We start from the raw sequence: 24,844 nt of genomic DNA, 5'->3' as shown, positions 1-24,844 counted from the left end.
GTGTTTACCCGGCACCTCCTCCCAATGCCTTATATAGTTGGATGAGCACATGCGCCTGATCCCTTTCTGCTTTGATCAGGTCGAGGTCTGCGGTGATCTTGCTTTTCTGTGCAGCAATGATCTCCAGGTAAGAGGCATAGGCGGTTACATACAGGTCATTTGAAACTTCGATGCCTTTGTCGAGTGCTTCCACCTCCTTGTTTTTTTCGGCCAGAATCTTTTTATTCTGGTCTATATAATTCAATAACGTTCTTACTTCCTGGAAGGCCTTGTTGATGGTTTTCTGGTAATTCAGAAAGGCGATCTCCTGCTCGGCTGTGGCAATGTTGAATGAAGCCTTTAATTGTTTTTTCTGGAATACGGGTGCTGTGATGCCCCCCAGCAGCTGGGTAGCGATCGATGTGGGGTTCAACAGCTTTGCTGCATTGAACGATTGCAACCCGGCGGTAGCTGCCAGGGTTACGGAAGGGAAAAATGCGGCACGCGCGGCCTGTGCATCCGCATGACTTGCCTGAAGTTCATGATAGGCAGCGCGGATATCAGGACGGTATTGCAGTAACTGCTGCGGATGGCCGTGCGCTGCCAGGTAATGAATGGCCTTTATATCAATGGATGCACTGCGTTCAATGGTGCCGGTATAACTGCCCGTAAGCTCCAGCAATTGATTTTCGGTGGCGGTGGTTTGCTGCTGTACGCTGTAAAGCGCTGCCCTCGTATTGGCAAGCTGGGCATCAAATTGCTGTACTGCAAGTTCCGTTGCCCGTCCTACCTCTTTATGGATCTTTACGATTTCAAGTGCGCGTTCCTGCAAGGCGATATTTTCAATCAGGATGGCCACTTCTTTATCCAGCATGATCAATTCATAATAAAGGGTGGCCGTATGTGTGATCAGCGCGGCTGTTAACAGGTCCCGGCCCTGCCGGGTGGCGAGGAACCGTTCCCGGGCTGCGTGTTGCAGGTTGCCGAGTTTGCCCCAGAGGTCAATCTCCCAGGAGGCGCTTAATCCCAGCCAGTAATCGGGAGTGATAACGGTAGGAATACGCTGGCTGTTGTCGATATTGGGCGACAGATTGGTGTCGAAGTTGCCCACACCTTCCATGGTATGCTTGCCATAATGTGTGCCGGAGGCACGCAGGCCGGCCGTAACGGAAGGAAGCAGGGCGGCTCTCCGGGCTTCCAGGTAGGCCTCTGCAATTTTTATCTGTGCGGCGGCGATCTGTCCGTCGATATTACTGGCCAGTACCTGATCAATGAGCGTTGCCAGGGGTTTGTCGCTGAAGAAATCCCTGAATTGCAGCCGGGCAACAGATAGGCTGTCTCCGGTGTTGGTTGTATAATGTTCCGGAAGCGGTGCCGCCTGCTTGATCGCCGTTGTTTTAGGAACAGCACAGCCAATGGCCAGCAGGGATGCCGCTCCCGCTGCCAGGAGTTGATGATGGATATTAATTTTCATTCTCAATGATTTTGATGTCAGAAATCTGGAGGGGAACGTCGGTGGATTTTTTCTTTCCGCGTTCCGACAGGGAGGCAAAAAGCACATAAAGCCCTGGGATGATCAGCAGACCAAACACAGTGCCGATCAGCATACCGCCGGCGGCTGCAACACCGATGGAACGGTTGCCGATCGCCCCGGCTCCCGTGGCGATACACAGCGGGATCAGTCCGGCGATAAATGCAAAGGAAGTCATCAGGATCGGGCGCAGTCGTTGGGTAGCTCCCTCAATAGCCGACTGAAGTATGGAATAGCCTTCCTTACGGCGCTGAATGGCAAACTCAATGATGAGGATGGCATTCTTACCCAATAGTCCGATCAGCATCACTAACGCTACCTGCGCATAAATATTGTTGTCCAACCCTGCCAGCTTCAGGAAAAGAAAGGACCCGAAGATTCCTGCAGGCAGGCTTAGGATCACCGGTAAGGGCAGTAGAAAGCTCTCGTATTGTGCGGCCAGCAGCAGGTATACAAACAATAAGCAAAGTGCAAAAATGTATACCGCCTGGTTGCCGGAGAGGATCTCCTCACGCGTCATCCCGCTCCAGTCGAAATCATAACCACGGGGCAGCTTTTCAGCAGCTATCTTTTCCACTGCCCTGATCGCGTCGCTACTGCTGTAGCCCGGCGCTGCTTCGCCGTTGATCATGGCAGATGTATACATGTTATAGCGGGTCAGCTGTTCCGGCCCATATACCCGTTCCATACGGATAAAAGAAGAGAACGGCACCATTTCGCCGTTGCTGTTTTTAACATACTGATGCAGTACGTCTGCAGGTTCGGCGCGGAACTGCGGACTGGCCTGCACCATTACTTTATACATCTGGTTAAAGCGGATGAAGTTGGTGGCATAATAGCTGCCCAGCAGGGTTTGCAGGGTATTCATCGCATTGTCGACGGTTACATTTTTTTTCGCAGCCATATCATAATCCACATGGATCAGGTACTGGGGAAAGGAAGCATCAAAACTGGTAAAAACATTGGTTACCTCCCTGGTACTGTCGATAGCGGCAACAAAGGCCTTGGTGATCTCCGAGGTTTCCGCGATATCATCTCCGCCTTTATTGAGCAGGCGCAGCTCAAAGCCGCTGGTATTTCCAAACCCGGGAACCGTAGGGGGGGCAAATACTTCAATCTTTGCATCTGTCAGTTTCGCGGTGCGCGCTTCAATTTCATCGATGATCGCATCCACGTTTTTCTTCCGTTCTTTCCAGGATTTCAGGTTGATCATACCCATGCCGTAAGAGGCGCCGGCAATTTCATTGGTAAGACTATAACCGGCAAGGGTGGTTACGCTTTCCACACCCTCGATGTCTCTTGTTATGGCGTTCAGTTCATCCAGTACCGTTTCCGTACGTTCAACGGTGGCACCCTGCGGGGTGGTTACATTTACATAAATCATGCCCTGGTCTTCCGTTGGGATAAAGCCTCCGGGCAGTATGGCCGCGGTACCCCAGGTGGCCAGAAAAAAAAGCACCAGCATGCCCAGCGTAACGATACGCCGGCCTGCTATTTTACCAAGTACGCCCCGGTATTTGTGCGTGGTTTTATCAAACCCGGTATTGAAGGCATTAAAGAAACGGCCCATCCAGCCTTTTTTGCGTGGTTCTGTATGCTTCAGCATCAGGGCGCAAAGCGCCGGTGTAAGGGTAAGGGCATTGATGCCGGAAATAACGATGGAAAAGGCAAGTGTGAGGGAAAACTGGCGATAGAATACACCCACCGGGCCACTTAAAAAAGCAACCGGCACAAACACGGCCGACATCACCAGGGTAATGGCAATGATCGCCCCGGTGATTTCTTTCATGGCAGCAATCGTGGCTTCCAGGGGCGGCAGCTGTTCTTCCGTCATTTTTACATGGACGGCTTCAACAACGACGATGGCGTTATCTACCACGATACCAATAGCGAGCACCAGGGCAAACAGCGTAAGCAGGTTAATGGAAAAGCCCAGCAGCAGCATAAATGCCAGGGTGCCTACCAGTGCCACAGGAACCGCCAGTACAGGGATCAGCGTAGACCTCCAGTCCTGCAGGAAGATGAATACAACGATAGCCACCAATATAAATGCTTCTACCAGGGTGGTAAGCACGGCGCTGATGGAAGCGTCGAGAAAACGCGATACATCATAGGCCATGCTGTAGTGCATACCGGGAGGGAAGGTGCTGCTTTTAAGTTCCCCCATTTTTTGTTTGATGTTGTCGATTACTTCACTGGCATTGGAGCCGGGGCGTTGTTTGATCATGATGGAGGCCGCCGGTTTACCGTCGCTTTTTGAAACCATGCTATAGCTCATGGCACCAAATTCCACATCGGCCACATCTTTTAATTTAAGGATGGAACCGTCGCTGTTGGAGCGGATGGCAATATTTTCGTATTGTTTGGGCTCCGAGAATTTTCCGGTATAACGCAATACGTATTGCAGTGCATTCTTTGTTTTACCGGAGCTTTCCCCGGTTTTGCCCGGGGCCGCGGAAACGTTCTGGTTCCGCAGTGCCGCAATTACTTCATCGGCAGATACATTGTACGCAAATAGTTTTTCGGGGTTCAGCCATACCCGCATGGCGTAGTCCTTATAACCCATGATCTCGGCGCGACCCACCCCATCGATGCGCTTTAGCTCCTTCAGGATATTGATATCGGTAAAATTGTAAATAAAATCCTCATCGGCGGCTTCATCCGTGCTGGTGATGTTCAGGTACATCAGCATACTGTTCACTTCCTTTTCGGTGGTAACACCGGCCTTGATCACTTCTTCGGGAAGCTCGTCCAGTACGGTGGTTACGCGGTTTTGTACGTTCACCGCTGCCACATCCGGATCGGTGCCCACTTTAAAATAAACGGTGATCATGGTGACGCCGTCGTTACCGGATACAGTAGACATATACGTCATGCCGGGAACCCCGTTGATGGCGCGTTCCAGCGGAACGGCCACCGCGTCTACAGACACTTCGGCATTGGCGCCGGTATACCGGGCGGTTACTGCCACGGAAGGCGGTACAATATCGGGAAATTGTGTAATGGGCAAACTGAATAAGGCCAGTACGCCAATGAGGGTGATAAAAATGGAAAGCACGAGCGAAAGGACCGGCCTCCGGATAAAAGTTTCAACCATATTTTTTTATTATGCAGATGGTATAAATAAAGTTTCGCCCGGCAGGATTTTTAATCCGGCCGGCAATGAAAGAACAGGATGAGCGGTTATCCTTTTGGCGTAATCTTTTCGCCTTCGCGGATGGTCTTTATGCCTTCGTACACGATACGGTCATCCGCGTTCAACCCTTCAGAGATCACATAATAATCTGCCAGGCGCTGGTCTACCCGGATGCTTTTCATCCGCACAATATTATTTTGATCTACTACAAATACATAGTTCTTGTCCTGTATTTCGAAAACCGTTTTCTGGGGAAGCAGGATCACATTTTGTAAGGGGCGTGTGATCAGCAGTTTTCCGGAAGCGCCGTGCCGTAATGTTTTTTCTGGATTGCTGAAACGGGCCTTATAGGCGATATTACCCGTGTTTTCGTCAATTTCACTTTCGGCACTTTCTAGGTGCCCCTCATAAGGATAGCGGGTGCCGTCGGGTAATACCAGGTTGATCGAGGTGATTTGCTGGGCACTGTTTCCGCTCAGCGGGGTTTGAAAATATTCGTTCTCGGAAATATTAAAATAAGCAAATACAGTGCTTACATCGGATATCGTGGTCAGCAGGGATGCGGTTGTAACCAGGCTGCCTTCTTTAAGCGGGATCCGGTCTACAACGCCATCAAAGGGGGCTGTAATGTTGGTATAGGAGATCCGCTGCTGTACGGCGTTTTTATCTGCCAGGGCAACATCGGCTTTGGCCAGGAGGGCTTTGTATTTTGCATTAACCAGGTCCAGTTCGGTTTTGGTGATCACTTTTTTATCCACCAGCATCTGTACCCGCTCTACTTCCACCTGGGCTACTTTTGCATCGGCGATAGCACTCTTATAAGCAGCAGCTGCTTTATTAAGTTCGATCCGAAGCTCGCTGTCATTGATCTTAAACAGGGGCTGTCCTTTACGCACCTGCTGTCCTTCCTTAATATAGATCTTGTCCAGTAATCCATCCATACGCGGATGGATCTCGATGTTACGGCCTGCCTGTATATTGGCTACATAGGGAATGGCGAGGGTGGTATCTCTTGGCCGGAGGGTAACTACCGGATATTCTTTGTTGCCGGAAATACTGTTTTCCTGGGAATTGCTATGGCAGGCTACGATGGTTGTAATGAGGAACCCGTAAAAAATATAATTTTTTATCATGATCAGTTAATTTAAAAACAATAGGATGGATACCTGAGCAGCTCAGTGCTGCATGATGGTAACAGCATGCACGTGCTGCGCATCGCTGATTGCGCAGACAGGTATTGACTTAAGAAAAGGAGAGGGAATGCGGGCTAAAAAAGGTAGTAGAGGAAAAGGTGCCCGTAGCCGGGTTGTTGCAGTGGTACGGAGTTCAGACGCTTCCATGCAGGAAGCAGCACATTAAAATGAAAAAGAGGGAGCGACAGTATGCTGGAAAAAGTACGTTGTGAAAGCTGGTCTGCCCGGTTGATGAAATGATTGCAAAGCCGGTTAATGATAATATGATCACCGGCATCCTGCGCATTGCTGTTTTTTTGTTGCTGCCGGTCCTTTACTGCGGAGTTACAGATATTGCTTTTAACAGGGGCAAGTGCCTCCAGCGTATCAGAACTGCTGCCAAGGAACAGTATGATTAAAGCAAGTATATGGGCGAATTTCTTCATTTCCCCGGGGTTCGTAACAATTTAAATTTTCAGTAAAAGCTTGCAGAAGGGGCGAAGTAAAGAAATATTTAAATAAAATGCAACAAAAGCAGTTTAAAAAAATATTAAATGACCGCACCTTTCAACACTTCGTTGTTAAGTACGTTAAAACAACAAAGCATGAAAAAGGTTTGGGAAAAATAAAAAAAAATAGCTGGTGGATAGGTGGGGGTAACAAGAATCAGTATCAGTCTTCCAGCACCTGGTTGGCTTTTTCGAGGTCTTTTGAAAAGATCTTTACCTCTATACCGGCGAGGGGCGTCATACCCACCACGTCCATATCATCGATGGTTGCGGTGATACCGGCTTCTTCCAGTTTTTCTTTTGCAGAAACGGCAGCTGCTATATCACTATATGTTCTTATAACAATAATGGTATCCTGGTTATGATCGGTCATAAGAAAAGATTTTACCTAAAGTTACAACAAATAGCGGACTTAACCTTTAGCATTCGGCCTTCGGCCTTTAGCATTCAGCGTTCAGCTTTCAGTCTTCAGTGCCGGCGTTTTTTTTCTTTGCGAAAGGAAGGCAAAAGCATAATTGAGCTGTACCAGGATGATGAACGCAATACTTAACACGGGGCTTATAAAGCAGAGCAGCGCTCCTAAAAAGTACAACGACTGGGCGGTGATAATACGCCTGCGCAGCGGGATATCGACCAACTGCCTTGTTTCTTCATGCACAAAATGATGCCTGCAGGCATACACCCAATTAATGTATAACATGGCTCCCATCAGAAAAATATTCAGCCAATACACGGCAACCGGAAATTTGAAGTGTACATAGTCGCCCAAAAAAGCGGTGGTAAAGGGTAGCATGGTTACCGATAGCAGGAACAGCAGGTTGATCCAGTTTAAATTCCGGTCGCTCTCCTGAATGTATTTGTATTGCGAAGAGTGGCCCACCCAAAAAATGCCGGTGGTCATAAAGGCAAGAAAGTATACCAGGAATTTAGACTTCAATGCCACAAAAGCGTGTATTAAGTCCTGTTCGGAACGGATGGATTCCAGGACAGGCACCCGGATCTCCAATACCAGCAGGGTAAGGGCAACACCAAAAACGCCATCGCTGATGGCAATGATACGGCCGGTGTCCTGCCCGGCAATTTTGTTGTAGGTTTCTTTGTTCATTGTATATACTTTGCCAGCGTTCAATCGTTAATCTTACTGATCGTTCTCCGGGATGTTGTTTTGAACATCTTATAAAGCCTCAAATTTGGCCATATCAAAAGTATCATTTGTGGTGAACTTTCCGGAACTTTTAACCGGCCGGTGTTTTTTTATTGCTTTTAAGGTTGGCCCGCCGGATTTTTGAAAAATCAAGTAGCTTTACCGGGAATAATAAATTTTGCTTCATCCTAAGCAGGTAAACCATGAACCGTAAAACATTTCTACAGCATACAGGTGTGTTAGGGGCCGGGCTAACATTGGGTCCTTTTTCTTTCGCTCAGGGCAAAAACGATTTTCCCCTGGTGCGGGTTCCGGAAGGGGAGCGGCATTTTAAGAGTGCTGCAATAGAACAGGCAATAAAAGCATTCCAGTCGAAAGTAAAGAACCGGGAGCTGGGTTGGCTCTTTAATAACTGCTTTCCCAATACATTGGATACCACGGTTTACTATAAGGAAACGGACGGGAAGCCGGATACCTATGTCATTACCGGCGATATCGATGCGATGTGGCTGCGGGATAGTTCTGCACAGGTATATCCCTATCTGGCATTTACTAAACAGGATCAGGGGCTGCACCGGCTGATAGCCGGGGTGATCCGTAAACAAACCCATTTTATTTTAAAGGATCCTTATGCAAACGCGTTCTATAACGACGATAGCAAGGTAAGTGAATGGAAGGAAACCGATAGCACCGACATGAAGCCCGGTATCCATGAGCGGAAATGGGAGATCGATTCTCTTTGTTATCCCATCCGGCTGGCCTACCGCTTCTGGAAAGAAACCGGCGATACGCTTCCTTTTGATACTTCCTGGAAGGAAGGGATTGCACTTACGTTAAAAACCTTTAAAGAGCAGCAACGGAAGGATGGCCCCGGCCCGTATAAATTTGAACGAAAAACCTCCTGGGCCACAGATGGTATTCCTATGGGAGGGTATGGTTACCCGGTGAAGCCTGTAGGGCTCATCTGTTCTATGTTCCGGCCAAGCGACGATGCTACGATCTTTGCCTACCTGGTTCCATCCAATCTTTTTGCGGTGGTAAGTCTGCGGCAGGCATCGGAAATGGTGGGTAAAATTTCAGGCGATACGGCGCTGGCAAACGGGCTGGTGCAGCTGGCAAATGAAGTAGAAGCTGCAATAAAAAAGTACGCGGTTGTTACCCATCCGCAATTAGGAAAAATGTATGCATACGAAGTAAACGGGTACGGCAGCCACGTATTGATGGACGACGCCAATGTACCCAGTTTGCTGGGCCTTCCTTACCTGGGGGCCATACCACATACGGATCCTTTGTATAAGGCTACGCGTAGTTATGTATGGTCATTGGAAAACCCCTTCTTCTTCAGGGGATCAGTGGCGGAAGGTATTGGCGGGCCGCATATCGGTAAAGATATGATCTGGCCCATGAGCATTACCATGAAAGCGCTCACCTCCAATGACGACAGGGAGATCCGCTGGTGTATTGATACGCTCCGGAAAACACATGGAGGTACCGGTTTTATGCATGAATCCTTTCATAAGGATGATCCGAAGAAGTTTACCCGCAAATGGTTCGCGTGGTCCAATACATTGTTTGGCGAGCTGCTTTGGAAAACGTTTAAGGAACGGCCGGCCTTATTGGGCTGATCCCGTTTCCGGGTGGTGCATCATAAGGAGCGTAAGCTGTACATAACAAAAGGCCGTATCAAAACGACCTTCAGGTGTATTGTCGTCCTGTTCCGTTTTTAGATGCGGAACAGAAGCTGGAGCAAATTTGGTTTGACATTGCCCGGCAATACAACGTAAGACTTTTGATACGGCCCTTCTTACAGACGTACATCTGCAAATGCGGAACTACCGCAGATTTCCGGGCTGGGCGATCCAGTCTGCATATGTTGTAGGGCCCAGGTATGCGGCCGCTTCCGGAACCAGGGTGTCGGTTTCCAGTGGTGCGCCCGAGTATAAAGCCGTGCTACTGGTAACTACCTCGTTGTTTTTATGAGAGGCCTGCAGGTATTGTTGAATCCATGCGTTCATATCGAATTGCTCCGGACCACCAATTTCCAGGATCTTGTTGGCAGGGGCGGCCAATGCTACCGAAGCCAAGAATGTGGCTACATCCTTGCTGGCAATGGGCTGTATATGAGCATCCGGTAAAACCACCTGATCGCCGGCCAGGCTCATTTGTGTAATGCCTCCTGCAAATTCAAAAAACTGGGTGGCATGCACAATGGTATAAGGAATGCCCGATGTTTTGATCAGGTCTTCCTGTACCTGCTTAGCACGGAAATAGCCGCTGGCCTGCAGTTTTTGGGTGCCCACTACCGATAGCGCAATATGATGTTGTACGCCGGCTGCTTTTTCCGCCGGGAGCAGGTGCTCATTAGAGGTTTTGAAAAAATGCATTACGGGTTCATCAGCGAAGGACGGGGAATTGGACACATCTACAACCACCTGTGCGCCCTGCAGCACTTCGTTCAATCCTTCGCCCGTAAGGGTATTTACACCCGTGTTGGGTGATGCGGGAATTGCTTCATGTCCCGCTTTTTGCAATTGTTGCACTAACTGACTACCAATAAGGCCGGTACCGCCGATTACAACTATTTTCATCTTGTGTTTTTTTGTATTGCAAAGATGAAAGATGTCTGTACCGGAAAACTTAAGCTGGTTTAAGAAATGAAGGCCTCCTGTAACACACGCAATTCTTCCGGTGACACTCCCATATAGGATGCAAACAGCTCGTTTGGGATACGTGCTATAACCGCAGGGTAGGTAGTGCGGAAGTACCGGTAGAAAGCTTCTTTGGATAACGTGGCATAGGTCTTTTGTTTGAACAGTGCTGCACCGTATGCCCGTTCATGAATTTTATTAAAATACAGCGCCATCACCGGGAAGGATTGTAAAAGCGTTTCGTAATCCTTACGGCTGATGCTGAGGACCTCGGTGTCTTCAACAGCCGCTATCGAATATACCGCGGGTTGTTCATCACAAAAGCTTTTATAATCCGTGAGCCACCAATGCTCCAGTGCAAAATGAATGACGGCCTTCCGGTTTTGCTGGTGATAAAAAAGATACAGGCAACCCTTATTCACAAAATAAATATGCGTACAGGGTTCCGCTTCTTTTAAAAGTAATTGTTCTTTTTTTATGAGGCGGGCTTGAAAAAAGGAAGCAATTTCGGTCTGCGGTATTACGGCTTCCGGAAGTAACCGCCGGATGTGAAGAAATAACTGATCGGTCATCATTGTTTTTTTTCAATTCTCTTTTTACGCAGTTCGCTCAGGTATTCTGGTGTAAAACCGAGAAATGAAGCCAGGATCTTTTGGGGTACCCGCTGCATAAAGTCCGGATATTTAGATTCAAACAGTGCATAAAACTCATTCTTGGGCATCCGTGAAATCATCTGCACCCGGAGCAGTGATGCTGCATAAGCCCGCTCATATACCCGGCGGAAATAGTTTTCCATCAGCGGAATTTCTTCCAGCAGCCGGACGTAGTTCTTTGCATCGATGGTCAATACCTCGGTTGGTTCCAGCGCCTGGATGGTATAAGCGGATGTTCGCCCAAGGCGGAACGCGTCCAGGTCGGTCATCCACCAGTTCTCCAAAGCAAATTGCATTGTTTGTTCGATCCCGTTGCGATCCGTGAAAAATAAGCGCAGACAGCCCCGGATAACAAAAAAATACGAATGGCAGTACTTGTCTTCTTCCTGCAGCATCGCCTTTTTGGGAAAAGAACGTTCTTCAAAAAAAGACAGGATCGGTATTGCATCAACCGCTTGATGTTCCGTTATTTTCTGGATATGCTGTATCAATGGATGCATGGGGCAGAAGAAAGCAGCAATATATAAAAAAACGGGGAGAATATATGGATCCGGATCGTTGCAGCAAGGCTGGCAGGAGTAGGAGTGGCAGATGTTGCCGGGGAGAACGGGCCGGTGTTATTCAAATACCTGAAACCGGAAGGATAACAGAGGCTTGGATAAGCTGTTTTCCCTTAGCGCTAGGCACTGAATTGCCGCAGGTGATGATCGAGGTGTTTATACACAAAGATCCCGATCTGTTCCCTGGTCATTTTTCCAAAAAAGTCATGTATAAAGCGGTCGTTCGAATGGTGGGCGTATGCACCCACCAACTGGGCCCACTGGGCTTTCTCCGTTTCCAGATTGCCCCCTGTTTCCTTTATTACAAACGCACCCGCCGGCATATTCTTACCCATGGGTTTTTCATTTTTGGTATTGCTGCGCAGCGCCATTTTACCAAAGATCTTTCCCAAAAGGCCCTGTTTGTATACATGATTGCTATAGCTTCCTTTGCCCAGTACCCAGTTGTTCCATTTGTTGCAGTGCCTGGCCATTTGCACCACATCCATTTTGCCCCATTGGGCCTTGCTGTTTTCATGCAGCTCCTGAATACGGCTCAGCAGCTCGTCTCTTACTTTTTGATCAAATACGGTTTTCATTGTGCTCGTTTTTATGTTTATAATAAGGTTGTTTAATAGGTGATGAAGATCCCGCGTGGAAAATGGGCGGCTATGGCTGCGCGTCAAAATTATTCAGGGGCTGAAGCGAAAAATAGTTGCCGGAGTCGTCTTTAAAAAGGGCTTCGGTTCCATAAAACTCTTTGGTGGGCGGCTTTATAAATTCAACGCCCTTGGCCTTCAGTTCCTCGTACGTGGCAAAGATGTCGTTGCAGGTAAGCACACCACAGCCAAAGATGCCCTGTTTGATCAGTTTGATCAGCGCATCCGCGGTTTCTTTCGGAAACATCTTGCTTACTTTAACAGGAAAGAGCACCAGCTGCAGGTCTGGCTGTTCCGGCGGCGATACGGTAAGCCATCTGGTGTCTGGTCCCATGGGGATATCATCCACCAGGGTAAAGCCCAGTTTATTTACATAAAAGTCATAGGCACTGTCCTGGTCCAGGACGTGGATGTTGGTAACGGTCATTTTTGTAATCATATCTTTCGTTTTAGTGGTTATTAACGAAAGTAAAATTAGCGAGTCCGTTACGGGTCTGTTTCTTCAAAATTGCTATTTTCTGTCCAGCCGTGCTGGTACGCATAACAACCGGGTACAAAAGCCAGGGGGGTATGGGCTTTTTGCTCCCTGTTGAGCTGGTGGTGTGCCGCATAGACGGAGGCGGATTGCCCCACGGCCCGTTTAAACAATCCGCTGAAAGAGCTCAGGCTGTCGAACCCCACCCCAAAACAGGCATCCGATACGGATTGGCCTTCCCGCAGTAATTGCTTGGCTTTTTCGATGCGGGTGGCTTTTAAATACTGATGCGGTGTTTTGCCATATACGGTTTTAAAAAGACGTATAAAATGAAACTTCGAGAAAAATGCCTCGTCGGAAATATTGTCCAGGTCGATCTTATCGGCATAGTGGGCATCGATAAATAATTTTGCCTGTACGATCCTGCGATACAAATAAACCTTTGGATATTCCTGTGTTGTGCTCATTTTGTGTAAACCGGTGTTTGCACCTTAAAATTACGGGTATCGGCTCAATTTACCGCAGTTGCCCGGCACAAACCAACCCGGCAGCGTGTTCCTTTTTGCACGAAGCCTTCACAGGCAAAGGAATGAGTACGGCTACAGCATTTCCACCAGTTGTATATGATTGCCGCAGGTATCATCAAGCACGGCAATCTTTACGGTGCCCATTTCGGTAGGCGTTACGCTGAACGCAACACCGAGCGCGGTCAGTTGCCGGTAGGTTTCGTCCACGTCGTCTACATCAAACTGGGTATAGGGAATACCGGCGTTGTACAATGCTTTCTGGTAGGTACCGGCCGCTTCCAGGTGGTTAGGACTGGGTTCCAGCAATATTTCCGCGCCGTCCGGTTCTTCTTTAGATACCACTGTAAGCCAGCGGTCGTTGCCGGTAAGGGGCACATCATGCTTTTTTACGAAGCCCAGTTTGCCGGTATAAAAATCCAGCGCTGTTTGCTGGTCCTGCACGGGGATGCTGATCACTTTTACTCTCATTTTTTTTGCGGTTTAAAATTAAAGCAGCAAATTCCTTAAACGCCGTCCGGCGTACTTTGTAGAAATTGCTTTTTTTGAAATGCCGCCGGCGGCAGTCCTGTTTTCTGTTTAAACAGGGTGCTGAAGGAGCTGGGGCATTCAAAGCCCACCGAAAAGCAGGTATCGGTCACTGTCATGCCTTTTTTAAGACAGATGATGGATTGTGCAATGCGCTTATGCGTGAGGTATTGCTTGGGCGTTTGGCCGTAATACCTTTTAAAAAGCCGCAGCAGGTGAAATTTTGAAGTAAGGCCGGCCTGCGCCAGTTGTTGCAGGTTCAGCTCTTTTTCAAAATGGGCATTGATAAAACGCCGGGTACGTATCACCGCCATCAGGTGTGTCTCGTTTGAATAACAGTTTTCCCGGATCCGGTTGATCTCCTGTTGATAAAAGGTCATGGGGTAAAATTAAGATGATTCATCAAATTTGATGTTACCGGCCGCGGCTTTCTGTGTAAGACCGCAGATGAGTCCGGGGTACAGCCCATGCTATGGAGCGGAAAGGGCTATAGGAACGGTTTATACAGTACTCCCTTGCCGCATCGGTCTCCCAGGTCTCTCAATACATGCATGCTGCATCCATGGCCGGATACGGCACGCACACTTTATGAACCTGCATATCACCATTTATTTGCATAAGGCCATCGGCCTGATCATGCTTTAAAAATCCTGAATTTATTCCGGAGGCAGGCCCATGTTATGGGAGTACAGAGTGCCGTAGGAACGGCTTATTGGATGCTGCCTTGTTCCACTGATAGCTTGGAGAACCTGCCGCTACTGTCTGTTGCAGTATTGCTTGTTATTTTGAAAGTTGCAACAAATTTGTAACATAATTATCTGTGGCATTTTTTTTTGCAACAAAAAATGATGCCACAGATTGCTTCGTCCTGAAAAAAGTTGACAGCTGGGTGGTGTTAGTCCTGTTACAAGTTTACAAAGGAACAGGACGCCCGGTCTAAACCATTACCCCTTCAGAAGTCATAATAACCCGCTGCATCGTACCGTTCTCGTTGTAAAACAGCTCGTTCACACAAACCGACCTGCGGTGACTGCCGCCATCCTTCAATCCGCCGTTGTGATAAAAAAAATAGGAACACTCCCTAAAGTCAATGATGCAGGGCCGGTTGGTGGCACAATTGCCGGCCAGCTCGTTAAGGATGCCTTTAAAATCCCATGGGCCGTGGATACTGCGGCTCATCGCATAGGCTACTTTTTCCGGCATCCCGTAGCCGTAAGATAAATAATACCACCCGTTTCGCTTATGGATATGGGCGCCTTCTTCAAAACCGGGGAGGGGCAGCGTTTTTATGGTACCGGCGATACCCAGCAGGTTGTCCTGCAGTGCTGCATAGTGGCAGGTTTTATTACCCCAAAAGATGTATGCCATACCATCATCGTCAACGATTACGGAAGGATCCAGGTTGATCTTTTCATTATCTGTTGGCGGCAGCATATCGCGGGTAATGAGTGCGGCCTGCAGCGGGTCTTCAAATTTTCCGGTTGGAGTGGATGATACCGCTACGCCAATGGCCGAACCGCTGATGGTTTTATGGTTTACCGCTGCATACCAGTAAAAACGGCCATTCCGTTGAATAATGCTGGTGGCATAGGCTCCGCCGGAGGCCCAGCTGAAGTCGGTTGCTTTTAATACATCCGTGTGCTCTTCCCAGTGCAGCAGATCATCAGAAGAAAAACAACACCAGTCGTGCATAACATAGGCTTCGGTACCGGGCGGCGCTTCATCGTGTCCGGTGTATAAATAGATCCTGTCGTTAAATACCAGTGCAGTGGGATCTGCGGTAAATTTATGCCGGATAATGGGATTGCCGGAATGTTGCATAGTGCCTGCTTTCCGGTAATCCCTCAAAAGTAATACCAATGATGGCCTGCCACCGGCCGGACCCACTTTTTACAACTCCGGAATTTATTCCGGCAGACAAAGCCTGCTACCGGGCGCAGGAGTGCCCAGGCAGGGTTTATTTAGCTCATAGCAACTGCTTCTTAAAAAAATCGATCGTTCGTTGCCAGGCCAGATCCGCCGCTGCTTTATCAAAACGCGGGGTGGTATTGTTATGAAACCCATGATTGGCGTTGGCATAGATATACGCCGTATACTTTTTATGATGGCTTTTCAGCGCTGCTTCATAAGCGGGCCATCCCTCGTTAACACGGGTATCCAGTGCGCCAAAATGTAATAGCAGGGGGGCTTGTATATGGGATACCTCATCCGCAGCGGGCTGCGTGCCATAGAAGGGAACAGCGGCTGATAAACCGGGCATCCGTACCGCCATCATATTGGCAACCCATCCGCCAAAACAAAACCCCACTACGCCCACTTTTCCGTTACAATCCGGTTGTGTTTTTAAATAAGCTGCGGCAGCAATAAAGTCTTCCAGCATCTCCTCTTTATTGCGCCTGGCCTGAAGCGTACGTCCCTCGTCATCATTGCCGGGATAGCCACCAAGCGGAGTTAGCGCATCGGGCGCAAGGGCTATAAAACCCTCCAGGGCCGCTCTCCGCGCCACGTCTTCTATATACGGGTTCAGGCCGCGGTTTTCGTGTACCACTACAATACCACCGGTTTTCTTTTTCAATCCCTCCGGCCATGCCAGCAAGGCCTTTATAGAGCCGCCGCCCTTAGGCGAAGGGTAATGGATGTAGGTTGTTTTTACCCGGTTATCCTCCGGTTTTACCTCTGCGGTGGTTACATAATCCGGCATTAAAAAACTCATAAGCGCCGGAACCGTGAGCCCGCCAATGGCATAGGCGGAGAGGCGTTGCACAAAGCTTCTCCGGTCGAGCCGGTTATGCGCATAATCATCATAAAGATCAAATACTTCCTGGCGGATATCTTCTTTTTTGATGGGGTTCATATTGCTGTTTTTGAAGTGGGAAAATGAATATTGCAGATACAGACGCTTTCCAAATTTAGTTGTTTTTTTTTACGCTCCGCAGGGCCTGCTGTTTTAAGCTGCAGTGGCCGGAAACGCGCAAAAGACTCGGGTATTATGCATTTTCGCAAACAGGCGGCTTTATGCGCCGGTCTTCCGCTGATTTTTTTTAACTTGACCATATGAAATACCACATCATTCTTTTATGGCTGTTTACAATGGTATCGCAGGCACTGTATGCGCAGTCGAACGGATTGAGTGATGGGCAGCGGTTGATTGTAGATAAATTGATCCGGGCAGCCAGCGCCGGTGATAAACGGCAGATTGCCGCTATGGTTGTGTATCCCTTAAGAAGAACCTATCCGCTGTCCGATGTAAAAAACAAGGCGGAAATGCTGGCCCGTTTTGATACGATCTTTGACGGGGAATTGCTGCGCCGGATTGCGCGGTCAAAAACGGATGATTGGTCGGTCGTGGGCTGGAGAGGCCTGATGCTGGATAATGGGGCACTCTGGATGGATGATGCAGGCGGTATTACCGCCATTAACTACCAGTCAGAAAAAGAAAAGGTACTCCTGGAAAGGGCCATACAAAAAGATAAACAACAGCTTCCGTCTTCCCTGCAACAATTGGCTACACCCCTGTATAGGATCATTACAAAGCACTACCGGATCCGGATCGATGAGCTGGCCGGTGGTCAGTGGCGCTATGCATGCTGGAGTTTGAAGAGCGCAAAGAAAGATGCGGACCTGGTATTATATAACGGCGTTTTTGAAGCACAGGGAAGCGGCGGAAATCATACCATTACGTTTGCAAACGGGTTGTACCGGTATGTGGTTTCTATAAACAGGCTGGGCACCCGGGAAACACCGGAGGCGGTACTAACCGTATTTAAGGAAGCAACAGTTTTGTTGAATGATCCCGGAAAAATAACCAGGAATTAATACGGTAACAAAATCCTACATCATTATAGTCGAATTCTACAGCCGTTCCTAAGGAAAAAAGCGAATCTTTAGGGTTGGTTAAGAAACCGTGTATGAAAGCGATTGCAAGATCCTGTATTTTTTTTATAATAACAGCAGCCGCAGTTCAGCGCCATAAATGCCGTTGCACTGTAATAGCTCTTATGCGTACGGCACTGCTGTCCTTTTTGATGACCGGATTGTTATTGTTGACATTGGGATCAGTGGCACAGCCGTTGCGCGATACGGTATCTTTAAATGATAACTGGGTATCCGTTGCCGGACCCAACACCGGAATGTATACCGGGTTTGAACAACCTGCCTATAATACCGCTCAATGGAAGCCGGTTACGGTTCCGCATAATTGGGATGACTATTACGGATACCGGAGGCTGCTCCACGGAAACCTGCATGGTACGGCCTGGTATAAGCGAAAGTTTACAGTGCATAGGCAGGCGGGCAAACGCTACTTCCTTTTTTTTGAAGGGGTGGGTGCTTATGCAACGGTTTGGATAAACGGAAAGAAAGCAGGCAGCCATGCGGGCGGACGCACTTCTTTTACACTGGATGTAACGGATGTCGTGCATAGCGGGAGCGGGAACGATCTTGCAGTAATGGCGGAGCACCCGGCAAACATACAGGACCTGCCCTGGGTATGCGGCGGATGCAGTGAGGAACGGGGTTTTTCGGAAGGATCGCAACCTACGGGGATCTTCCGTCCCGTACGGCTGATTACAACCAATGCGGTGCATGTGCCCGCTTTTGGCGTGCATACCTGGGCTGATGTGCAGGATCAACGATCGCTGTTGCATGTAAATATTACCCTGCAAAACAGCGGGAACGGGGAACCGGCAGTGCAACTGGTTACCCGGCTCAGGGATGCGGCGGGCCGCATTGCGGCAGGAACGCAACAAACCGTACGTTTAAAGAAAGATGATTCCCTCACGTTCACACAACCGGTTTTAGCAGTCACCAACCCGGTGCGATGGTCGGTGGAGCAGCCCTATCTCTACAAGCTGGAAACCATTGTTACAATAAATGGAAAGGAAGCGGACCGTGTTACTACCAGCGTTGGATTCCGCACTATTTTCTGGGATTCCGATACACACCGGTTCTTTTTAAACGGAAGGCCGTTGCTGATCAACGGTATTGCAGAGTATGAACATCTGCTGGGACAGAGCCATGCGTTTTCCGAGGAACAGGTAATTGCCCGCGTAAAATGGCTGCAGGCCGCAGGTTTTAATGCCTTCCGCGATGCCCACCAGCCGCACAATCTGTTGTATGGAACCCTGTTTAATCAGAAAGGGATCTTATGGTGGTCGCAGCTATCGGCGCATATCTGGTATGATACGCCTGCATTCCGCCAACGGTTTAAAACACTGCTGCGCGAATGGGTGATTGAGCGCCGCAATGATCCGTCCCTGATCCTCTGGGGCATTCAGAATGAAAGCAAACTGCCGGAGGATTTTGCAAAGGAATGTACGGAGCTTATCCGCAGCCTGGACCCAACGGCTTCAAAAGAACGATTGGTAACCACCTGCAATGGTGGCAAGGGCACGGACTGGGATGTACCGCAGAACTGGACGGGTACTTATGGTGGAGATCCGGATGCCTATGGCGATGATTTAAAAAAACAGGTACTGGTAGGCGAGTACGGCGCCTGGCGGATGCTGGACCTGCATACAGAAGGCGGCTTTGTACAGGACGGAGCTTATAGCGAAGACCGCATGACCTTGCTGATGGAAAAGAAACTGCGCCTGGCGGAACAGGTAAAAGACAGTACGGCGGGACATTTTTTCTGGCTACTGGCATCGCACGATAATCCCGGCCGGGTGCAGGGAGGAGAAGGCTACCGCGCCCTGGACCGCATTGGACCGGTCAATTATAAAGGCATGCTGACACCCTGGGAAGAACCCGCAGATGTATATTATATGTACCGCGCCAACTATGTTCCTGCAACCGCTGGCCCAATGGTATATATCGCTTCGCATACCTGGCCCAACCGCTGGATGAAACCGGGTTTGAAAGATTCGATCTGCGTGTATTCCAATTGTGAGGAAGTGGCATTGTACAATGATGTGGCAGCAGTACCACTGGGACGGCAAAAAAGCAGGGGCCGGGGTTTCCACTTTCAGTGGGATGGCGCAGATATCCGGTACAATGTTTTATACGCAGTGGGATTTGTGGGTGGCAAGCCGGTTGCAAGGGATACAATGGTGCTATACCATTTGCCGGAGGCACCGCATTTTGAACAATTATTTACGGGTACGGCGGCGGATACAAAGCCCGCTGCGGGATATCATTATATCTACCGCATCAATTGTGGCGGTCCGGAGTATACGGATAGCCACGGAAACACCTGGAAGGCCGACAAGGCAATGCCATCGGAGGTCCAGCGGAAAATGATCAACCTTAAACCGCAAACAGTTTTTCGGGGTACCGCCTCCTGGGCCGATCGGTTCCCGGGGATGCCGGCTGCGTTTGCCAGTCAGCGCCGGACTTTTGCTCCTGTCAGGGGAACGCGCGACTGGCCGCTGTTTCAGGCATTCCGCTACGGAAGGCAGGACCTGCGCTATACGTTCCCGTTGCCCAACGGAACCTACCAGGTAGAGCTCTATTTTGCAGAACCCTGGCTGGGCGTTGGCGGTGGTTTGGATGCTACCGGTATGCGGTTGTTTGATGTGGCATTCAACGGTCAAACCGTATTGCACAACCTGGATATCTGGAAGGAGGCCGGTACCAACGGGGCACTTAAAAAAGTCATTCCCGTTACGGTAACAAAGGGGCTTCTGGAAATATCCTTCCCGCATACGGCCGCCGGCGAGGCACTGATAGCAGCCATCGCTGTTGCTACAAAAAAACAAGGCGTTACCGCGGCACCGGCTTTTGAAAATATAACAGCAATCCATGGAAAAGAGGCGGCGTCGGTATCCTGGCTGGATATCGGTGATCGTCCTTTTACCGGTGAGGCTGTTCAGATCAGCCGGCTGCCGCCGGACCTGTTTGGTGCAGACTGGATACGGGCGCGCCGCAACACCGGCGTTGCGCTGTCGTTCCGGGTGCAGCTGGCCTCTGATGTGTATGTAGCCATTGCCGGTGACGCCCCGGATACGTTACTGCTCAGGGATTTTGAGGTAACGGGCACCGAAATGATCACGGATGAGCAGGGAGGAAACGTTTACCGGGTTTACAAAAAACGGGTTGTGGCTGGAACCATTACCATGCTGCCGCAAACAACTGACCTGCTGGTGGCGGTTACCCCTTCGGTGAATATGCAGCCGGCCTTCGATCTGAAACCGGTAACATCCTACAAAGCTGCCGATGCGCAATACGGTGGTGGCGTTCGTACGGAAGTGATTGCCGGGGCGCCAAGGTCGGTTGTTGACACAGATGCGGAAACCTTTATTGAGTGGACGGTAAAAACAGGCGTGGCGGACCGGTATAACATTACGGTAAAATATTATGAACCCAACAACAAAGCAAACGAAGCAACCCTGGTGCTCCATGATGCAGGAGGCAACAGGATGGTGGAACAGCAGATTCCGCTTAAATTTACCCGGTCCGGCAAATGGAATCTGGCCACGGTAACTACCGGGAGCATGATCAATGCCGGGCACTATACCGTGCGGCTCTCATTAAAAAACGCAAAGGGGCTTTTGGTATCCGGCATTGACATTCAGTAAAACGATTGACGTATGAAAAAATGGTTTGTTTTTGGTTGGCTTCTTCTGATCAGTTTTTTGGGTAAGGCCCAGCTAACGGCGGGATACCTGCGTTGCGAATACCTGCAGAACCCGCTGGGCGTGGAGGATCCGCATCCCCGGTTCAGCTGGGAGTTGCAAAGTGCCCGGCAAAATGCGGCACAGTCGGCCTATCGCATTTTGGTAGCCGATGACCCGTTGCTGCTGAAAAAAAACAGGGGTAATGTATGGGATTCGCGGAAGGTATATTCCGATGCTTCCATCCAGATCCGCTACGCGGGTAAGCCACTGATCTCCGGTAAAAAATACTACTGGAAAGTGATGACCTGGGATGCAAACGGACGGCCTGCGGCCTTCAGCGAACCCGCACAGTGGCAGATGGGGTTGCTGGATATTGCAGACTGGTCGAACGCCCGGTGGATCGCCCGCGAAGTGGTGGCCGACTCCGGCATCATTGTGCCCTTTGCACATGGCAATGGCAAAAAGACCTGGGGTAAGCGTCCGGATGTATTACCATTGTTGCGTAAACGTTTCAGCGTAACCAAACCGGTAAAACAGGCTACCGCGTTTATCAGTGGATTGGGACATTTTGAAATGTATGTGAATGGCAAAAAAACGGGAGATCATTTCCTGGACCCGGGGTGGACACAATATGCGAAACATGCACAGTATGTAACCTTCGATATTACCGCCCAGTTACAAAACGGGGAGAACGCAGTAGGTGTGATGCTGGGAAATGGGTTTTACTATATTCCCGGGGAACGTTACCGGAAGCTGACGGGAGCGTACGGCTTCCCGAAGATGATCGCCAAATTACTGATCGAATATAAGGATGGCTCCTCAGCGATTGTTGTTTCCGACAATAGCTGGAAAACCGCGGAATCGCCTATCTATTTTTCCAGTATCTATGGCGGGGAAGATTATGATGCCAACCGGGAACAGGCCGGCTGGAACCGTTCGCAGTTTAACGATGCAGACTGGACGGAAGCCGTGGTAACCAGCGGTCCGCCACAGCTACAGGCCCAGCCGGCAGAACCGGTGCGGATCCTGCAAACCTTGCTGCCGGTTGCTCAAAAGCAAATAGCAGCAGATACCTGCGTTTATGACCTGGGACAGAATTTTTCGGGCATCCCGGCAATAAAAGTTACCGGTAAAAAAGGCGACACCATCCGGCTGCGGCCGGCAGAGCTGGTCAATAAAGACGGTACTGCAAATCAAAAAGCCACCGGGTCGCCGCATATTTATACCTATGTGCTTAAAGGTGATGGTGTGGAGGAATGGCAACCCCGCTTTACCTACTATGGGTTCCGTTATGTGCAGGTGGAAGGGGCCACACCAGGGGAGAATACCGCCGGGCTGCCGGTAATAAAGGAGCTGAAAGGATTGCACATCCGTAACAGCGCTCCGGAGATCGGCGCATTCAGCAGTTCCAACACGTTGTTCAATAAAACAAGCGACCTGATCCGCTGGGCGATCCGCAGCAATATGGTAAGCGTATTTACCGATTGTCCGCACCGCGAAAAACTGGGCTGGCTGGAAGAAACGCACCTGATGGGCAGCTCCGTACAATACAATTATGATATTGCAGCACTTTGTAAAAAAGTGGTAAGGGATATGATCCATGCCCAAACAGCAGAAGGGCTGATCCCGGATATTGCGCCTGAGTATGTACACTTTGATGGCGGCTTTCGTGATTCTCCGGAATGGGGCAGCGCGGGTATCATTTTTACCTGGTATGCCTTCCAATGGTATGGAGATACTGCCTTGCTGAAGGAGGCATATCCCATGATGAAAAAATATGTTTCCTACTTAAAAGCGAAATCTAAAAATCACATTCTCGAATTCGGGCTCAGCGACTGGTACGATATTGGCCCGGCGCATCCCGGTGTTTCGCAGCTGACGCCGATGGGTGTTACGGCCACCGCCACCTATTATTATAACCTCACCATCCTTTCCAAAGTGGCGGCATTGCTGGGAATGGATACGGATGCGCCGTTGTTTGACAATTGGGCCGGCGAAGTGAAGACCGCCTTTAATGAAAAATTCTTTAACCGGCAAACCAAACAATATGCCACCGGCAGCCAGGCGGCCAATGCCATGGCGCTGTACATGAACCTGGTGGAACCGGAATACCGGGATGCCGTGGTACAAAACCTGGTAAAGGATATCCGCAGCCGGAATAATGCACTTACGGGGGGCGATGTGGGCTACCGGTATGTATTGCGTGCCCTGGAAGATGCCGGCTACAGCGATGTGATCTATGATATGAACAACCGCAACGATGTTCCGGGATATGGCTACCAGCTGGCCCAGGGTGCCACCGCGCTTACCGAATCCTGGGCGGCCTTGTCTTCGGTATCCAATAATCACTTTATGCTGGGGCACCTGATGGAATGGTTCTATTCCGGCCTCTGCGGCATCCGGCAGGCAGCGGGTTCCGTTGGGTTTAAAGACATTGAAATAAAACCGCATCCGGTAGGGGCCATTGACCACGCCGAAGCCAGCTATCATTCTGTACGCGGGTTGATAAAGGCGCGCTGGCAGAAGGATGGCGATCAACTTACGATCAATGTGGTCATCCCGGCCAATGCCACGGCTACGGTTTATTTTCCGCAGGAATATGATAAAGCGCCCGTAAAAACAGGATCGGGCAGCTACAGCTTTACCGCAAAGAAAAAATGATGAAAGCATTTCTATTGATTGGATGTTTCTTATTAAGCTATGCCGCCGGCGCCCAAAAAAAAGAAGTGCCGCAGGCCGTAATGCAAAAAGTATATGAAACCGTAAAAACACCCTACAAGTATGGGTTGGTACTGGCTCCGGGCAGTGCGTCAAAAAAGCTGGACTGTCCTACCGTGTTTCGCAAAAACGGAAAATGGTATATGTCCTATATCGAGTTTGATGGCGATGGGTACGAGACCTGGCTGGCGCAAAGCAGCGACCTGCTACACTGGACAACCCTGGGAAAAATGTTGTCCAAAGCAGGTGACTCATTAAGGTGGGATGGCTATCAGAAAGCAGGTTATGTGTCGTTGATTGATCCTGCCTGGGGCGGAAGTTATCGTGCAGAAAAGTACAATGGCAATTATTGGATGAGCTATATCGGCGGACATACTCCGGGCTATGAAGCCGGATTACTGTCTGTGGGTATGGCGTATACGCCGGGTGATGTGGCAGCCCCGCATGAATGGCGTACGCTGAACCAGCCGGTGTTGAAAGCTACCGACCCGGATGTACGCTGGTGGGAGAATAAAAAACTGTATAAGAGCTCCGTGATATGGGATAAAAAAAAGACGCTGGGCTATCCCTTTGTGATGTACTACAATGCCAATGGCGACACCAGTCGGAATACGCCCAAATGGCGCTGGTTTGAACGCATCGGCATGGCAGTGTCGAACGATATGGTACACTGGAAACGCTACCAGCCCGATCCCGTGGTACATCATCGCATAGGGATTACCGGTGACGGAGTGTTACAGAAAATGGATAATCTTTGGGTAATGTTTTATTTTGGCGCATTCTGGGAAGACCGGAAGAATGAAACCTTTAACCGCTTTGCCTGTTCGTACGACCTGGTGAACTGGACCGATTGGGAAGGGGATGACCTGATCCGTTCTTCGGAACCTTTTGATCAGAAATATGCACACAAACCCTGTGTGGTAACATACAAGGGAGTGGTCTATCATTTTTACTGCGCGGTAAACGATAAATACCAGCGGGGGATTGCGGTGGCTACATCGGTGGATAAAGGGAAAAGCACGATACATTTTACAAACCGGTGAGTGTTGCAAACCGCACAGGTTTATTCAGAG

22 protein-coding genes are annotated in these 24,844 nt (G+C 49.5%); 6 read left to right on the top strand and 16 right to left on the bottom strand.

The annotated features are described in order from the left end of the window. Positions 1-4: 4 nt before the first annotated feature. The 6 genes from LQ567_RS10025 to LQ567_RS10000 form a co-directional block, all read right to left on the bottom strand. Positions 5-1,453, bottom strand: a complete 1,449-nt coding sequence (locus tag LQ567_RS10025; protein ID WP_231004368.1) for a TolC family protein — start codon at positions 1,451-1,453, stop codon at positions 5-7. Continuing rightward, positions 1,443-4,607, bottom strand: coding sequence for an efflux RND transporter permease subunit (locus tag LQ567_RS10020; RefSeq protein ID WP_231004367.1), 3,165 nt, complete (start codon positions 4,605-4,607; stop codon positions 1,443-1,445). Before LQ567_RS10020 ends, LQ567_RS10025 begins: the two co-directional genes overlap by 11 nt. Before the next feature lie 86 nt (positions 4,608-4,693). After that, a complete protein-coding gene (locus LQ567_RS10015) occupies positions 4,694-5,779 on the bottom strand; it encodes an efflux RND transporter periplasmic adaptor subunit (protein WP_231004366.1) in 1,086 nt (361 codons plus the stop codon). Positions 5,780-5,913: 134 nt separating this feature from the next. Next, the gene (locus tag LQ567_RS10010; RefSeq protein WP_231004365.1) at positions 5,914-6,264 is read right to left on the bottom strand and encodes a hypothetical protein; all 351 of its coding nucleotides are present in this window, start codon (positions 6,262-6,264) and stop codon (positions 5,914-5,916) included. Between the two features lie 226 nt (positions 6,265-6,490). Beyond that, positions 6,491-6,700 (bottom strand): putative signal transducing protein, encoded by a 210-nt coding sequence (locus tag LQ567_RS10005; protein WP_231004364.1) that lies wholly within the window; start codon positions 6,698-6,700, stop codon positions 6,491-6,493. 81 nt (positions 6,701-6,781) lie between these two features. Beyond that, positions 6,782-7,432, bottom strand: coding sequence for a TMEM175 family protein (locus tag LQ567_RS10000; protein ID WP_231004363.1), 651 nt, complete (start codon positions 7,430-7,432; stop codon positions 6,782-6,784). A gap of 242 nt (positions 7,433-7,674) precedes the next feature. Here LQ567_RS10000 and LQ567_RS09995 point away from each other — a divergent pair, with 242 nt between their 5' ends. Continuing rightward, on the top strand, positions 7,675-9,096 hold the full coding sequence (locus LQ567_RS09995; protein WP_231004362.1) for a glycoside hydrolase family 125 protein: 1,422 nt from the start codon (positions 7,675-7,677) through the stop codon (positions 9,094-9,096). A gap of 207 nt (positions 9,097-9,303) precedes the next feature. Here LQ567_RS09995 and LQ567_RS09990 read toward each other — a convergent pair whose 3' ends face one another. Genes LQ567_RS09990 through LQ567_RS09980 form a run of 3 tightly spaced genes read right to left on the bottom strand, consistent with a single transcriptional unit; the run spans position 9,304 to position 11,167 of the window. Continuing rightward, positions 9,304-10,059, bottom strand: a complete 756-nt coding sequence (locus tag LQ567_RS09990; RefSeq protein ID WP_231004361.1) for an SDR family oxidoreductase — start codon at positions 10,057-10,059, stop codon at positions 9,304-9,306. A gap of 59 nt (positions 10,060-10,118) precedes the next feature. Then, positions 10,119-10,694: a Crp/Fnr family transcriptional regulator gene (locus LQ567_RS09985; RefSeq protein ID WP_231004360.1), complete on the bottom strand. Its 576-nt coding sequence runs from the start codon at positions 10,692-10,694 to the stop codon at positions 10,119-10,121. Next, positions 10,691-11,167, bottom strand: a complete 477-nt coding sequence (locus LQ567_RS09980; protein WP_231007318.1) for a Crp/Fnr family transcriptional regulator — start codon at positions 11,165-11,167, stop codon at positions 10,691-10,693. The genes LQ567_RS09985 and LQ567_RS09980 overlap by 4 nt, the downstream gene beginning before the upstream one ends. On the opposite strand from LQ567_RS09980, the gene LQ567_RS09975 reads away from it, so the two are divergent. After that, positions 11,138-11,299: a hypothetical protein gene (locus LQ567_RS09975; protein ID WP_231007332.1), complete on the top strand. Its 162-nt coding sequence runs from the start codon at positions 11,138-11,140 to the stop codon at positions 11,297-11,299. The two genes, LQ567_RS09980 and LQ567_RS09975, sit on opposite strands and share 30 nt — an antisense overlap. A gap of 152 nt (positions 11,300-11,451) precedes the next feature. Here LQ567_RS09975 and LQ567_RS09970 read toward each other — a convergent pair whose 3' ends face one another. The 7 genes from LQ567_RS09970 to LQ567_RS09940 form a co-directional block, all read right to left on the bottom strand. Beyond that, positions 11,452-11,910: a DUF1569 domain-containing protein gene (locus LQ567_RS09970; protein ID WP_231004359.1), complete on the bottom strand. Its 459-nt coding sequence runs from the start codon at positions 11,908-11,910 to the stop codon at positions 11,452-11,454. Positions 11,911-11,980: 70 nt separating this feature from the next. Beyond that, positions 11,981-12,409, bottom strand: coding sequence for a VOC family protein (locus LQ567_RS09965; protein ID WP_231004358.1), 429 nt, complete (start codon positions 12,407-12,409; stop codon positions 11,981-11,983). Positions 12,410-12,456: 47 nt separating this feature from the next. After that, complete coding sequence (locus LQ567_RS09960) at positions 12,457-12,912, bottom strand: helix-turn-helix domain-containing protein (protein WP_231004357.1); 456 nt, start codon at positions 12,910-12,912, stop codon at positions 12,457-12,459. Positions 12,913-13,044: 132 nt separating this feature from the next. Next, positions 13,045-13,440: a VOC family protein gene (locus LQ567_RS09955; protein ID WP_231004356.1), complete on the bottom strand. Its 396-nt coding sequence runs from the start codon at positions 13,438-13,440 to the stop codon at positions 13,045-13,047. Positions 13,441-13,475: 35 nt separating this feature from the next. Further along, positions 13,476-13,877, bottom strand: a complete 402-nt coding sequence (locus LQ567_RS09950) for a helix-turn-helix domain-containing protein (protein ID WP_231004355.1) — start codon at positions 13,875-13,877, stop codon at positions 13,476-13,478. 556 nt (positions 13,878-14,433) lie between these two features. Beyond that, positions 14,434-15,318, bottom strand: a complete 885-nt coding sequence (locus LQ567_RS09945; protein WP_231004354.1) for a glycoside hydrolase family 43 protein — start codon at positions 15,316-15,318, stop codon at positions 14,434-14,436. Positions 15,319-15,463: 145 nt separating this feature from the next. Next, on the bottom strand, positions 15,464-16,351 hold the full coding sequence (locus tag LQ567_RS09940; protein ID WP_231004353.1) for a dienelactone hydrolase family protein: 888 nt from the start codon (positions 16,349-16,351) through the stop codon (positions 15,464-15,466). Between the two features lie 200 nt (positions 16,352-16,551). Here LQ567_RS09940 and LQ567_RS09935 point away from each other — a divergent pair, with 200 nt between their 5' ends. The 4 genes from LQ567_RS09935 to LQ567_RS09920 all read left to right on the top strand — a co-directional run bounded on the left by LQ567_RS09935 (position 16,552) and on the right by LQ567_RS09920 (position 24,814). After that, positions 16,552-17,313 (top strand): hypothetical protein, encoded by a 762-nt coding sequence (locus LQ567_RS09935; protein WP_231004352.1) that lies wholly within the window; start codon positions 16,552-16,554, stop codon positions 17,311-17,313. A 182-nt stretch (positions 17,314-17,495) separates the two neighbouring features. Continuing rightward, a complete protein-coding gene (locus LQ567_RS09930; protein WP_231004351.1) occupies positions 17,496-21,014 on the top strand; it encodes a malectin domain-containing carbohydrate-binding protein in 3,519 nt (1,172 codons plus the stop codon). A gap of 12 nt (positions 21,015-21,026) precedes the next feature. Next, positions 21,027-23,714, top strand: a complete 2,688-nt coding sequence (locus LQ567_RS09925; RefSeq protein WP_231004350.1) for a family 78 glycoside hydrolase catalytic domain — start codon at positions 21,027-21,029, stop codon at positions 23,712-23,714. Beyond that, complete coding sequence (locus tag LQ567_RS09920) at positions 23,711-24,814, top strand: glycoside hydrolase family protein (protein ID WP_231004349.1); 1,104 nt, start codon at positions 23,711-23,713, stop codon at positions 24,812-24,814. Before LQ567_RS09925 ends, LQ567_RS09920 begins: the two co-directional genes overlap by 4 nt. Positions 24,815-24,844 lie beyond the last annotated feature (30 nt).

It is taken from the genome of Niabella pedocola, assembly GCF_021044425.1.
GTDB lineage: Bacteria > Bacteroidota > Bacteroidia > Chitinophagales > Chitinophagaceae > Niabella > Niabella pedocola.
Note: the sequence above shows the minus strand (reverse complement) of the source record. Positions and strands in the feature narration are given on the sequence as shown.

Bases quoted from the DNA above. Each gene is read 5' to 3' on its own strand.
- LQ567_RS09990 (WP_231004361.1), bottom strand. From the start codon at position 10,059: ATGAAAATAGTTGTAATCGGCGGTACCGGCCTTATTGGTAGTCAGTTA.
- LQ567_RS09945 (WP_231004354.1), bottom strand. From the start codon at position 15,318: ATGCAACATTCCGGCAATCCCATTATCCGGCATAAATTTACCGCAGAT.
- LQ567_RS09960 (WP_231004357.1), bottom strand. From the start codon at position 12,912: ATGAGCACAACACAGGAATATCCAAAGGTTTATTTGTATCGCAGGATC.
- LQ567_RS10025 (WP_231004368.1), bottom strand. From the start codon at position 1,453: ATGAAAATTAATATCCATCATCAACTCCTGGCAGCGGGAGCGGCATCC.
- LQ567_RS09950 (WP_231004355.1), bottom strand. From the start codon at position 13,877: ATGACCTTTTATCAACAGGAGATCAACCGGATCCGGGAAAACTGTTAT.
- LQ567_RS10020 (WP_231004367.1), bottom strand. From the start codon at position 4,607: ATGGTTGAAACTTTTATCCGGAGGCCGGTCCTTTCGCTCGTGCTTTCC.
- LQ567_RS10005 (WP_231004364.1), bottom strand. From the start codon at position 6,700: ATGACCGATCATAACCAGGATACCATTATTGTTATAAGAACATATAGT.
- LQ567_RS09940 (WP_231004353.1), bottom strand. From the start codon at position 16,351: ATGAACCCCATCAAAAAAGAAGATATCCGCCAGGAAGTATTTGATCTT.
- LQ567_RS09930 (WP_231004351.1), top strand. From the start codon at position 17,496: ATGCGTACGGCACTGCTGTCCTTTTTGATGACCGGATTGTTATTGTTG.
- LQ567_RS09985 (WP_231004360.1), bottom strand. From the start codon at position 10,694: ATGATGACCGATCAGTTATTTCTTCACATCCGGCGGTTACTTCCGGAA.
- LQ567_RS09980 (WP_231007318.1), bottom strand. From the start codon at position 11,167: ATGCTGCAGGAAGAAGACAAGTACTGCCATTCGTATTTTTTTGTTATC.
- LQ567_RS09965 (WP_231004358.1), bottom strand. From the start codon at position 12,409: ATGATTACAAAAATGACCGTTACCAACATCCACGTCCTGGACCAGGAC.
- LQ567_RS09995 (WP_231004362.1), top strand. From the start codon at position 7,675: ATGAACCGTAAAACATTTCTACAGCATACAGGTGTGTTAGGGGCCGGG.
- LQ567_RS09920 (WP_231004349.1), top strand. From the start codon at position 23,711: ATGATGAAAGCATTTCTATTGATTGGATGTTTCTTATTAAGCTATGCC.
- LQ567_RS09955 (WP_231004356.1), bottom strand. From the start codon at position 13,440: ATGAGAGTAAAAGTGATCAGCATCCCCGTGCAGGACCAGCAAACAGCG.
- LQ567_RS10015 (WP_231004366.1), bottom strand. From the start codon at position 5,779: ATGATAAAAAATTATATTTTTTACGGGTTCCTCATTACAACCATCGTA.
- LQ567_RS10000 (WP_231004363.1), bottom strand. From the start codon at position 7,432: ATGAACAAAGAAACCTACAACAAAATTGCCGGGCAGGACACCGGCCGT.
- LQ567_RS09970 (WP_231004359.1), bottom strand. From the start codon at position 11,910: ATGAAAACCGTATTTGATCAAAAAGTAAGAGACGAGCTGCTGAGCCGT.
- LQ567_RS09935 (WP_231004352.1), top strand. From the start codon at position 16,552: ATGAAATACCACATCATTCTTTTATGGCTGTTTACAATGGTATCGCAG.
- LQ567_RS09925 (WP_231004350.1), top strand. From the start codon at position 21,027: ATGAAAAAATGGTTTGTTTTTGGTTGGCTTCTTCTGATCAGTTTTTTG.
- LQ567_RS10010 (WP_231004365.1), bottom strand. From the start codon at position 6,264: ATGAAGAAATTCGCCCATATACTTGCTTTAATCATACTGTTCCTTGGC.
- LQ567_RS09975 (WP_231007332.1), top strand. From the start codon at position 11,138: ATGGCAGTACTTGTCTTCTTCCTGCAGCATCGCCTTTTTGGGAAAAGA.